The organism is Amycolatopsis sp. NPDC033938 (genome assembly GCF_055575975.1).
On the sequence record NZ_JBVIRO010000030.1, the window covers coordinates 14,458 to 25,572 of the forward strand.

Here is an 11,115-nt window from a genome sequence, read left to right on the forward strand (position 1 = left end):
CGAATCAAGTTTTAACGCACGACAAAATCACACGACGACGCGACAGAGCACCGCCGACATTGATCGCCCGGTTTCGGGCCCCAGTTGCCCGCCTTGATCCCCTCGTCGGCCGCATGGAACCGGGCCGTCAGAGTCTCCACGGGGATGACCGTCAGATCCTTCTCGACAACCTGGGCCTTACTGACCTTCCCGGTCTTCGTCGGTGGCTTCGCGGTCATCGCGTAGACACCCCGAGAGACGTCTGAGTTGCCTGTAGCCCGCCTCACAGCCTCCGCGTACACAGCGAGCTGCCCCGGGTCGTCTGGCGTCTTAGAGCCCGCCTTCACGTCCACGATGGTGAACCCTTCGGCATCCACCCGTACCTGGTCGGCCGACCCGATGACTCGAACTCCGTCAAGGTCCATGTCGATCGCCCACTCAACGGCGGGCTCATCGACCTTCGGATACCAGATAGGCGACAGTGTCGCCGCCACCTGTCGATAGTTCTCAAGATGCCGTCGGAGGTCGTCGTATCGCCTCGGGATGTCCGTCGGCCCGTGATACGTCCCAGACGATTGCCAGTACTCGGCGTTGGGGGTTTCCCCCAGGCGGGCATTGATGTCCTGCCTGAAGGCTTCCTGAGCCACCGGAAGCATGTCGTCGACCGTGGGGGCTTCGCCCTTCTCGTGGGCCTCTGCCGCCGCGTGAACTCCGAGGCCCGTAGCGAACCAGGCGGCGGGCCGACTCCAGACTTTGGCTATCCGTTCAAGGTAGAAGGCGTGAGGGCAGCTCTCGTAGCTCGTGAGCTGACTCCAGGACCGCGGGCGGGTTTTGTACTCTTCCCATTTCTCGTCAGGCGTCGTCATGGTCGTCCTCGTACTCTACGATTTCGCCGTCTTCACAGCATTCGCCGTACAAGTCTGCCTCTTCGCCGCACGAGTTGCAGTAACCCAGCGGATTGCCATATTCGTCCTCCACGGCTGATCCTTCAGCTTGCGACACAGTTCACCTCCACGACGCAGTGATGTTCGTACGGCGGACAGATGTCCCAGACTTTGTAGATCGTCAGCTCAGCACCCCGAGACCACTCGGGTTCACCTTCGTCATCCCCATTGGGCCCCCGATACCCCAAGGTGTGGCAATGCTCCGTCAGAAGCCGCCGAACCGGTCCGTAGGCCGGTTCGTGCGGACTGACCCCCTCACCCCGTATCACCGTCAACAGCGCGTCGTCTTGGTACGCGAACACCCTGCCAACCACATCAGCAACCAATCGTACTGACAATTGGGGCCCCTACTCCGGCCAATCCTCCCTTGCGGGGAGTGACCATTTAGCCCGGTCCTCGACCGGTATCTCAGTATTCTCGTCGACCCGGACTATCAGGTCCCCATCGCTATCTTGTCGCGGTACATACTCGAACCCTCCGAACCGCTGCCCAGGACGGGGCGGAATGTCGGGGTCGTAGCGGACCACGAGCGAGAAGTCAGCCAACTTCTCGTAGAAGACTCGCAGCTTATCCAGCTTGTAAGGATTAGCCCTCGATTTGTTGGCTGACATGTTCTTGCCGCCAGTCTCCTGGTATTCGAGATGAAGCAGGATCATCCGATAAGGGACGGCTCGCACCATCTCACCAGAGATGTCCCAGGGCAACGACTTCTTCAGGCGTTCAACCGTCGACTCAACGGGCGCCCCGTCAGTGTGCCGAAGGTAGTAGGACACCCCCGCGGGGGTCATACCCACAATCTTGGCTACCTCTTTACGACTGAACCCCTTGTTGATGAGTTCTTCGAGTTCCGCCTTAGACGTCGTGCGCTTCCTGGCCATCTTGTAGTCCCCTCCCGTTGTGGGGATTACTTTACGGGTGCCTCCAATACCACTCAAGCTAGGGTCTCTTAGTTGACCTTGGGCCACTTGTCGCAGCCTGTTGTCCCGTTCATCGGATGAACTACCCGGAGTCGTTAACGAGACATCTCCGGTCGTTGTGTCACTGTGACCTACTGCACAGTAGTTTACCGCCCGCTGACCTGGGACTTTGTCAGCTCAAACGAACACCTGTTCTAGACATAGGGTCACTAGTTCGAGCACGTAGGGTAACTTGAAATATCAACCGACCTGGGTGGTTGACCCGTTTGGAGTAGCCTCAAAGGATCTCCCCGGTTCACTCCTGTGGCGTAGAGTCGCCTCTCAAGTTGTGAGAATCACTAGTCAGCAGCCCGCTCGATGCCGTAGTGGTCCAAGGTGGCGTAGACGGCCTTGTTGACCAGCTCGCAGACCTCCCACTCGGGATCCTTGGCCTTCACCGCGGCCACGACGGCCTCCAGCGGCACGACGCTGGCGACGGCAACCCACAGGTCGTCGCGTTCTTTCATGCGGGGTGTCCTCTCCTCGAAGTTTTGGTGGGCTCAACCCGCGGCGGCACCGTCGTCACGGGGAGCCCTCGCGCCCGTCGACGCGGGAAGGGCCACCCAGCGGGCGACCCAACCTGCCGCGACGGACTACCGGGTCTGAACCCAGACGCTGTTGGCGTCCGCGTAGTCGTAGAGGTCGTTCATAATGCTGTCGAACTCCGCCACGTCATCCCGCTTGTCAGAAGCCATGTCGCGGAACTGGTCGACTACGTCAGAAACGCCGAAAGTCCAGCATTCTGTGAAGAACCCTTTGCTTTCAATCCTGTTGGCTATAATTCGCGCCTTGTCGGCAAGCGAATGAACGTCGGAGTGATAGATGTCCGACAGGTCGAGTCTATGTAACCACTGGCCCATCACGGGTACTCCTCCTGGGTCGTCAGTAGTTGTAGGGGTCGTTCCAGCCGCCACCACACGACCCCGCGACCATGAGGACGAAGAGCAGGACGGCGGTGGCCTTGACGTAGAAGGCCGACCTGAAGTTGTGGACACGGGCAGCGAGCTGGCTCATTTTCTTCTCCTTGTGTTCAGCGGTGGTACGAGGCGGTCGGGATTCGCTTTACGAGTTCGCTAGCGACAGCCTTAGCGAACTCGCCGTCAGGAAGCGATTTCCAGTGGTCGTATGCTTTCGAGCGGACAGCGGAGAGGGCCCACACGTGGCGGTAGCCCTCCCGAGCTTCCGAGTCGATAACGCCCACTTCGAACCAGACGTCTACGGCCTCCAAAGGCTTGAGCTTTAGCTCCTCGGCCGTGCAAGGCGCACAGCGGATGTGCATGAAGTGACCGGCGGTACCGTCGCACGGGCTCATCGACTTCTCTTGATCCGATAGGACGAATGGGCGATGACACCCATCTGCTTGGACAGCGAGCCGCCGAAGGCGGCCTTATAGTCGTGGTCAGCCCGGCCACCCTTGCGGGTTCGATGAAGGGCCGCCGGAAGCTGTTCGGGATGGCGGCGAGTGCTGCATATGCACTCGACAACGATGCAGTCTGTCAAGTTTCCTCCTGGCAGCACGCGTCAAGTAATTGGGTATAAGAAAACGCCCGGAGATCAGCTCCGACGTTCGCGCATGACGGCCACGATCTCGCAACCCTGCTTGTTGTAGCGGTCTCGCCACAGCATGGCGGCGTCGTAGCTGAGACCCCGGTTGAACTTGGTCTCGCCGTTCTTGGTGAAGCGAACAGTCCAGGTCATTGTTCTGATCCTTTCAAAGGGGGTTTCTAGTTGACTAAGCAAGAAGACCGCAGAGGGTCAGCCCTCTACGGAAACCGTGTGCGTTCGATAAGCGGTCCCCGACCGCCTGAGTTCGTCTCTGGCCGCCAGGAAGGCCGACCGCGAGCGGAACACCCGGGCGTACGGGAACTCTCCCTGATTCCAGGTCAGCACGATGACAATGGTGGGCTGTTCGCCTTCAGTCATCGTACGTCGTAATTCTCTTGGCGGGGCAATCCTTGACAAGACGCTCCAACGCTTCCAGTTGTTCGCGCAGTTCCGCGGCCCGCTTTACGCGCTCCGCGCACTGTTCACATAGCATTTCATGCCTCCGTTTCATGACAACAACAAGCCGGGCAGGGAAGAGAAGACCTACCCGGCAAGTTGCCGCAATGACCCATGTAGCTAGCGAGAATCTTGCCGTTTTTTCTTGGCGCGGTAGAGGCGTTGCCAAAGAAGCAGGGCTCCGTCACAGGCATCGTCAAGAATCCTCTGGGTGTCCGGGGACACACCCAACCGCCTACCCATTTTGGCTCTGTCTAGTAGATGGTCTACGGTGTCATCCAAGACACTAGTTTTTCGCGAGTAGCACATCAGTTGTCCCGCCCTGCCGGGTTGTAGTTGGCCCGCCGCATCTGGATGTCCTCGGCGACCTCCTTGACGTGATCAACGAAGTGGCTAGGGGATTCTTCCTCGTTCCAGTCAAGTGGGACGCTGTTATCCTTGGCCGTCTGCACTGTGCGTGCTACTCCCTCCGCAAGTTCGGAGAAAGTGCTGCTTGGAGTCATGATTGGGGCCTCTCGTAGGCGATCGTCTCCGAGTCCATCCACTAGCGCTCCACCTCCCGGTTTGCGTAGCGAGTACTTAAGGATGCACCTTTGCCCGTCGTAACCCACGGATGGTGATCCGAAGGCCAACGAGGTAGGTACATCACCTCTGTGTCTTTAGGTGCGTTGAGCACCGCCTTAGCCAAGTCACCCGGCTTAGGCTTGTTTTTTGGTTTCATGTACCGCTTCGAGGTATCGAACCTCGTAGGCCGTCGTCTCCGAGTCGCCCGCTAGAGCCAGTTGGTCCGCAGTCGTTCGCGGCTGACCCGTCCCGGGAAAATCATGTGAACCTCTGAGATGACGCCCGGTTACCTAACCGAGCGGTCCTGTTCAGCGAGCGCTATCCGCCTCCCGGCAGTCGCCGCCTCGCTGGCCCTCTCGTCGGGGTCTCCAGGGGCTCTCAGGCCCTGGTGGAAGCTTCCCCGGTCTGACGACCGATCCCGGTTCCCGTTGCTGGCTCGCTCCGCTGCTATGACGGAGTCAGTCCGTGTCCCCGGTGTTTGCCTGGCTTCCCGGTGTCCCGGTCGGCCTGACCCCTGTAACTATCCACGTGCTGGCAGCACTCGTCAAGCTTCGAGACATATCTGTCACCCGGATGGGCTAGCTTCAAAGGGCTTCTCCCTGGTCAACGCCCGGTGAACTCAGATCGACTCCACAACACGAGGCAAGCTACGCCTCCCCCGAACGGGTGATATCTGAAGGGGTCGTGTTGCACTTCCCCACGATGCACACCCACCTACTAGATGACAGATAACTACAGATGACCTTGAGGTCATCCGGAGGTCATCCGAAGGATGACCTCTCAAGGGTTAACCAAAGACAACCCTGGTTGATAAGACATCTCAGATATCCATTAGGTCTCCGGTGGGTTGAGCCACCCGTGAGTAACGACAGCCTCTCCCCTGTCGTGGTCCGGGTCGTGCTCCCCACCGGGTTCACGTCAACGAGGGAGTACCGGATGACCGTCATCGTCGCTGCCCGGAACGGGAAGCACGTCACCGTGGCTGCTGATCGACAGACCACCGCGGCCGGAAGCCAGATGGAGAACTCCGAACCGAAACTCTGGATCTCCGGGCGGTACGTCATCGGGTGTGCTGGCGATGTCCGGGCAGCCCAGGTTCTCCGGTACACGGCTAACTGGCCGACGTGGCGACCCAAGGAAGACCCGGACTGGCTCCGCTTCATCGTGACCCGGGTGGTACCGGAGATGCGTCGGGTGTTGTCCCAGGCGGATGCTGACGACGCTGAAGTTATCACCCTGATTGCGAACCGAGGACGGTTCGCCACGATCTACGACAACGGGGCTGTCATGGCTGACCGTTCCGGACGTACTGCCATCGGCAGTGGGGCAGCTGAAGCCCTCGGGTATCTCGGCAAGGACGGCTCCTGGGGCCCTGAGGACGTCGTTACCGCGGTCAGTCGAGCGTCGGCAACCGATGTGGGTTGCAGTGGTCCGATCTCGGTAGCCGATACCCAAGTGCTGGAAGTCTTCACTCAGGCCGACCCGTGACGTGGTCCGCTGGCTATCGATATGGCCCGGAGTTCTTCAGGAATCGGGCCATCGTCAGACGACGAGTAGCCGCTTCGGGTGGCTACTGCGAACTTCCGGGCTGCGCCCTCCCGTTCGCTGCTGTCGACCACATCACCCCGACCGCTGAGGGTGGCTCAGACAGACTCGACAACCTTCAGGGGTTGTGCCAGACCCACCACGACTTGAAGACCGCTGAGGAAGCCCGTAGGGGTCGTCTACGGCGTAGCGGTAAGCGGAGACCGAGGGAACACCCAGGGAGAGCATAGTGAGCGTTCAAAGGTATCGAAAGAAACCCATCGTCATTGAAGCAATGCAGTGGACCGGCGACAATGAGGCTGAGATCCAGGAGTGGACCGGCCCCACTACGTTCTGGGAGCTGGAATTCGCTGACCGGGAAGAGAACCCGGCAGCTACAGCGACCTTGTACGTAGCGGCAAACTCCGTTTGGCTCGGGGTCGAACCTGGCGAATGGGTTCTGAAGGACGCCAAGGGCTTCTACCCGTGCAAGCCAGACATCTTCGAAGCTACGTACGAGGTGGTCTGATGAAAATTCGATATCTCGAAGATCTGGCCAACGTCAAGGCGGGCGAAGTCGTCGACCAGACGCCGTCTACGGCTGAGTGGCTGATTACCCGTGGCTTTGCTGAGGCTGTCGAGGAGACTTCTGTGGTCGACTTCGAGCAGAAGGCTCCAGCGGGCGAAGTAATCGTGGGGACCAAGCGTCGTCCTGGCCGTCCTCGGAAGGCGGATAGCTGATGAGCGATAAGCCGACTCTAGACCGTGTGATCAGAGCGTGCTTCGGTCCTCATCGACTGGTTAGTCCGAAGACGATCCGACTTACTGTTGAACAGGCGAACCAGATCCAGGATGAGATGGTTGACTTTGGTCGGCCCCGCATGGTGATCCAGCGAGATATGAACATGCGGTTCCTGAATCGCCCGGTGGAATGGGTTGACGATGAGTCAGAGTCAACCATCGCCTGACGCCGTCTACGTCGTGAAGGAGTCCGAAGCCAACGAAGAGCTTCGGTACTCCCTGCGATCGGTGGCGGCCAACTGGCCTGATACCCGAGTCGTCATCGTGGGATACAGGCCAGCGTGGGTAGATCCGGATATCTACATTCCCGTAGATCAGATCAAAGGGCAGAAGCATCCGAACAGCCTTCGCAATCAGAGGGCGGCATTGGAAAGCCCACTAATTTCTGACCCCTTCTGGTTCATGAACGATGACTTCTTCGTCATGAAGCCTGGGGCCAACGTCTACCACTGGGGCTACGTACAAGACGTCCTTGATGACTACGGTCCCGATCGACTGGGTAGCTCTTACTACAAGAGCATGGTGGCTACGAGGGACATCCTCAGGGATATGGGTGTCAACAAGCCCTTGAGCTATGCGGCTCATGTCCCACTGCTGACTCACAAGGCTGCGATGTTGGACGCTATGGGTATCAACCGCGAGGACTGCTGGGTCCAACACGCGACCATCTACGGCAACGTGGTTGGCCTTGGCGGTGTTGAGCTACCTCATGGTGACGTGAAGGTTTACGACCCCTTCAGGACACCACTGGCTAGCTGGGTGATGGATAGCGAGTACTTGTCGACCCATGACATGTCGTTCGAGCGAGGCAACATAGGTCGCTTCATCCGCGGTCAGTTCCCTGACCCGTGTCGATTCGAGGTGTGATGAGAGATCGACTGGTAGGTGTCTGGTGCGCCCTGAGTGAGGGTGAACGAGACCAGGTTGACGAGATAGCTCCCGACCTCGCTGAGCTGCTTGAGGGGTTGACTGCCGAAGTGGCCCTCAGATGGCCTGAGACGTTCTGAGCCTGCTCTCCGGTGTCCTGGGGTGGCTGAGCGGTCCCAGGGGCAGGGGGGTACCCCTGGGCCTCAGCGCCAGACCATCGGTTGGCATAGCGTCTGCCTCCGTGCTCGGCGAATGAAGTTTTCCCACAGGCATCGTTCGGTGTCCTGTAGTGACCGAACATCGAACATATCCGCAGGTAGGAGACCTCATGGGGAACTTTGTGTACCTCGTGTCCAGCGATGGCGAGGTTGAACTCACTCTGACCCGAGAGGGTCAGCAGAAGGTTAACGATCTCCTCCGCAAACTGGAAATCCTGGGGGTACAATGGCCGGAGTAGCAGGCCGCTCGGGTGGCGCGAACGCCAAGCGGCCGGAGGCCAAGCTTGGCAGGCCGAATGGAGCTGGCGACGTTGGCGCGGGGTTCACCCGGATCGATGCCAGCGATGAGCCAGCCCCGGTCATCCCAGAGCCCAACCCCGGGTGGTCCAAGGCGGCCCGGCTGGTCTGGGACTCCATGACGTCCTCCCCGACCCGGGTATTCGCCGAGTCCCCCGACTGGGCTTACCTCTACCTGACCTGTGAAGCCGTCCACAAGCTGGCAGAAGGTGGCTACAAGGCCATGGCGTTGACCGCGGTCCAAGCGATGATGCGAGACCTCGGGATGACGGAGATCCACCGTCGTCAGGCGAAACTCCTGATCGATCGGACACCCCCGCCGCCGAAGCTGGCTCCGGTGAGTCAGATCGACGCCGCCAGGAAGGTATTCGAGGAGTGACCGAATTCGCCAAGGGCGGTTGGGTGGACGAGATCAGCGACCGGGAAGACCTTATCCCTGTGTATCTATCGCCCGGCGAGGTCCGAATGACGTCAACCGCTGTCAAGCGGTACGGTCCGGAACTGCTAGCGATGCTAAACCTGAATGCCTATCTGGACGACCAGGCTATCCTGGGTGAAACTAATGAGACCAGCGCTGACGACTAACAAGCGCTACCCGGATAGCCGCACCGGGTGACCAAAGGCGGCCTAATAGCCGGTCGTGGGCTGAAATACACGGCATTTACAGCCCCGGGCCCTGTGCCCGGGGTTTCTAGCTAACCGAAATACACAGCCCACTAGGCTGCGATCCATCTCGGTGCGCCTACGCCGGGCGCTTAAGCGGAGCCTGAAGACCGTAAATCTTCCAGGTAGTTGCAGGCGAGAACAGGGATGATCGGGGTCACACCCCAGGCTAAAACCGGGCGGGCCGGATGCCCGTGGTAATCCCTGTTCCTGGTCGGGTGTAGCTCAATGGTAGAGCGGCGGTCTCCAAAACCGTTAACGGGAGTTCGATTCTCTCCACCCGGGCGAGCTATGGAGTCTTGCCGGATGTCCATAGACAAGCTCATGTTGGTCGTGTCAGTCGGCAAGCTGGACGCGGGTGATGTGGGCCTCTGATGACCACTAACTCAATTGGCAGAGTACCCCGCTGTTAACGGGCAGGTTCCTGGTTCGAATCCAGGGTGGTCAGCTTAGAGGGTGTGTCCGGGTTCGAGTCCCGGGGTTTGACCTGATGGTTGTTCCTAGGCAAACGGGTAAAGCCGCCCTCGCTAAGCCACGTTCAGAAAACGGGCATTTTCAGCCCGATTAAACAATACACGATAAGGAGTCCGCGTGGAGCTAACCGCCCCCGCGGGCTACTACAGAAACAAAACCACGGGTGGCCTCGAATCCATTCCCTGGCCTGAAGACCTCGCGGATCTCCCGCCGTCGATCGGTTTTCAGTTCATCGAATGGGCTGAGGCCAACTTAGTTCATCACCTGACGGGGGACCCCTGGCGGTACACTCCCCAGCAGAAGAAAATCATCGTCCTTCATTTCGCTGTGGACGAAGAGGGCGACTGGCTGTACCGACGGACCATCGTTCGGATGGCCAAGGGCGCTGGCAAGGACCCCTTCTTGGGCACTCTGGTTCTTGGGGCCTGCATGGGTCCGGCGAAGTTCTCCCACTTTGACCCGATCACTGGTCGCCCCATCGGGATGGCCCACCGGAAAGCCCTTGTAGGCATCGGTGCCAACTCCGAAGCTCAGGCCAAGGAGTTGCTGGACACCGCGAATGCCCTCGTTGGCGCCGAACTGCGTCGGGAGACTGGGTTTACACCCGGAAAGATGGCGTCGGCGACCGCGGCAGGCTCCCGGATCAAGATTATGACCGCTTCCGAGCGGTCAGCTGAGGGTGACCCGCTCACTGACGGTTTCCTCAACGAGACCCACCATATGACGGAGTCGAACGGTGGCGCCAAGGTCGCTAGGACCATGCGCCGTAACGTCGGCAAGTCACCCGGTGGTCGAGCGAGGATCACCGAGGCCACCAACGCCCACGAACAGGGCGGCGGGTCGGTAGCGGAGAAGACTTACGAATCCTGGCAGTCCCAGGTGTCCGGGAAGTACCCGAAGATGAAGAAGGACATCCTTTACATCTCCACGGAGGCTGACCCGGATCTGTCCTTCGGCCACGCCGACGACGACGCCAAGATCATTGCTCAAGCATACGCTCACTCCCCGTGGATCTCCCAGAAGCGAATTCTGGCGGAGGTCTACGACGAGGAAACCTCGCTAGCGGAGGCTATCCGCTTCTACGCCAACGGCGTAGCGGCGACGGAGTCTGCTTGGGTGGAACCGAACAACTGGAACGCCCTCGCTCGCCCGGACATCGTCATTGAAGACGGTACCGAAATCTCGATGTTCCTCGACTGCTCGAAGTCGGGAGACGCGACAGCCCTTGTAGGCGTCAGGATCTCCGACGGCCATGCCTTCCGACTCGGTCTCTGGCAGAAGCCCCACGGCAGCCAGAACAAGCGATGGTTGGCGCCGCGGCATGAGGTTGACTCTGCTGTCCGGCAGGCGTTCGAACGGTTCACGGTGTGCTGGTTCGGGGTCGACCCGTCCCCGGCGACCGATGACGAGGACGACGCGACGCCGTATTGGGGTCACCTGGTCGAACAGTGGCATCTCGATTTCCGTGATCAGTTGCCCGTGTGGGCGTCGAACAAGTCCGCGGTGGTCTACGACTTCAGGACGTCTCTCCCGGGCGGCAAGGAACGCTTCAGGCTCTTCGTTGAGATGTGCGAGCGAGTCCGCGAGATGATCGACGAGGACGGCACGCTGACCCACGATGGGGATGCGGCCCTGGCCGCCCACGTCCATAACTGCCGAGTTCGGCCGAATGTCTACGGAATCGGCATCGGCAAGGAGACCCGGACGTCCCCGAAGAAGGTTGACCTCGCAGTGTCGATGGTCGGCGCTCTGCTGGGTAGGTCTCTCTATCTCGCTTCTGGCAAATCTGTCGAGGAACGTTCCTCGGAAATGTACTTCTTCTGATTG

Annotated in this window: 16 protein-coding genes and 2 tRNA genes; 10 read left to right on the forward strand and 8 right to left on the reverse strand. The window is 59.8% G+C overall.

The genetic code is table 11. The annotated features are described in order from the left end of the window. Positions 1 to 11: 11 nt before the first annotated feature. From ACZ5ZX_RS39625 to ACZ5ZX_RS39660, 8 genes are all read right to left on the reverse strand, one after another. Positions 12 to 845 (reverse strand): PD-(D/E)XK nuclease family protein, encoded by an 834-nt coding sequence (locus ACZ5ZX_RS39625; RefSeq protein ID WP_465507138.1) that lies wholly within the window; start codon positions 843 to 845, stop codon positions 12 to 14. Then, positions 832 to 957, reverse strand: coding sequence for a hypothetical protein (locus tag ACZ5ZX_RS39630; RefSeq protein ID WP_465507139.1), 126 nt, complete (start codon positions 955 to 957; stop codon positions 832 to 834). Before ACZ5ZX_RS39630 ends, ACZ5ZX_RS39625 begins: the two co-directional genes overlap by 14 nt. 313 nt (positions 958 to 1,270) lie before the next feature. Then, positions 1,271 to 1,801: a hypothetical protein gene (locus ACZ5ZX_RS39635; protein ID WP_465507140.1), complete on the reverse strand. Its 531-nt coding sequence runs from the start codon at positions 1,799 to 1,801 to the stop codon at positions 1,271 to 1,273. A gap of 377 nt (positions 1,802 to 2,178) precedes the next feature. After that, positions 2,179 to 2,346: a hypothetical protein gene (locus tag ACZ5ZX_RS39640; protein ID WP_465507141.1), complete on the reverse strand. Its 168-nt coding sequence runs from the start codon at positions 2,344 to 2,346 to the stop codon at positions 2,179 to 2,181. A 126-nt stretch (positions 2,347 to 2,472) separates the two neighbouring features. Beyond that, positions 2,473 to 2,742: a hypothetical protein gene (locus tag ACZ5ZX_RS39645; RefSeq protein WP_465507142.1), complete on the reverse strand. Its 270-nt coding sequence runs from the start codon at positions 2,740 to 2,742 to the stop codon at positions 2,473 to 2,475. Between the two features lie 19 nt (positions 2,743 to 2,761). Further along, positions 2,762 to 2,893 carry a hypothetical protein gene (locus ACZ5ZX_RS39650; protein WP_465507143.1) on the reverse strand — a complete coding sequence of 44 codons (132 nt, stop codon included), beginning with the start codon at positions 2,891 to 2,893 and terminating at the stop codon, positions 2,762 to 2,764. 540 nt (positions 2,894 to 3,433) lie between these two features. Further along, a complete protein-coding gene (locus ACZ5ZX_RS39655) occupies positions 3,434 to 3,577 on the reverse strand; it encodes a hypothetical protein (protein WP_465507144.1) in 144 nt (47 codons plus the stop codon). Positions 3,578 to 4,188: 611 nt separating this feature from the next. Beyond that, positions 4,189 to 4,332, reverse strand: coding sequence for a hypothetical protein (locus ACZ5ZX_RS39660; RefSeq protein WP_465507145.1), 144 nt, complete (start codon positions 4,330 to 4,332; stop codon positions 4,189 to 4,191). Positions 4,333 to 5,380: 1,048 nt separating this feature from the next. Here ACZ5ZX_RS39660 and ACZ5ZX_RS39665 point away from each other — a divergent pair. The 10 genes from ACZ5ZX_RS39665 (at position 5,381) to ACZ5ZX_RS39710 (ending at position 11,112) form a co-directional block, all read left to right on the forward strand. After that, positions 5,381 to 5,932, forward strand: a complete 552-nt coding sequence (locus ACZ5ZX_RS39665; protein ID WP_465507146.1) for an Ntn hydrolase family protein — start codon at positions 5,381 to 5,383, stop codon at positions 5,930 to 5,932. Next, positions 5,929 to 6,219, forward strand: coding sequence for an HNH endonuclease signature motif containing protein (locus tag ACZ5ZX_RS39670; protein WP_465507147.1), 291 nt, complete (start codon positions 5,929 to 5,931; stop codon positions 6,217 to 6,219). The genes ACZ5ZX_RS39665 and ACZ5ZX_RS39670 overlap by 4 nt, the downstream gene beginning before the upstream one ends. Continuing rightward, the gene (locus ACZ5ZX_RS39675; RefSeq protein WP_465507148.1) at positions 6,219 to 6,497 is read left to right on the forward strand and encodes a hypothetical protein; all 279 of its coding nucleotides are present in this window, start codon (positions 6,219 to 6,221) and stop codon (positions 6,495 to 6,497) included. Before ACZ5ZX_RS39670 ends, ACZ5ZX_RS39675 begins: the two co-directional genes overlap by 1 nt. After that, a complete protein-coding gene (locus tag ACZ5ZX_RS39680; protein WP_465507149.1) occupies positions 6,497 to 6,709 on the forward strand; it encodes a hypothetical protein in 213 nt (70 codons plus the stop codon). Before ACZ5ZX_RS39675 ends, ACZ5ZX_RS39680 begins: the two co-directional genes overlap by 1 nt. A gap of 201 nt (positions 6,710 to 6,910) precedes the next feature. Then, a complete protein-coding gene (locus ACZ5ZX_RS39685) occupies positions 6,911 to 7,636 on the forward strand; it encodes a hypothetical protein (protein WP_465507150.1) in 726 nt (241 codons plus the stop codon). 444 nt (positions 7,637 to 8,080) lie between these two features. After that, the gene (locus ACZ5ZX_RS39690) at positions 8,081 to 8,530 is read left to right on the forward strand and encodes a phage terminase small subunit (protein ID WP_465507151.1); all 450 of its coding nucleotides are present in this window, start codon (positions 8,081 to 8,083) and stop codon (positions 8,528 to 8,530) included. Further along, positions 8,527 to 8,736 carry a hypothetical protein gene (locus tag ACZ5ZX_RS39695; RefSeq protein WP_465507152.1) on the forward strand — a complete coding sequence of 70 codons (210 nt, stop codon included), beginning with the start codon at positions 8,527 to 8,529 and terminating at the stop codon, positions 8,734 to 8,736. Before ACZ5ZX_RS39690 ends, ACZ5ZX_RS39695 begins: the two co-directional genes overlap by 4 nt. A gap of 292 nt (positions 8,737 to 9,028) precedes the next feature. Continuing rightward, a tRNA-Trp gene (locus ACZ5ZX_RS39700) sits at positions 9,029 to 9,099 on the forward strand. A gap of 90 nt (positions 9,100 to 9,189) precedes the next feature. Next, positions 9,190 to 9,262 (forward strand) — tRNA-Asn (locus tag ACZ5ZX_RS39705). 143 nt (positions 9,263 to 9,405) lie between these two features. Beyond that, a complete protein-coding gene (locus tag ACZ5ZX_RS39710; protein ID WP_465507153.1) occupies positions 9,406 to 11,112 on the forward strand; it encodes a hypothetical protein in 1,707 nt (568 codons plus the stop codon). The last annotated feature ends 3 nt before the right edge of the window (positions 11,113 to 11,115 follow it).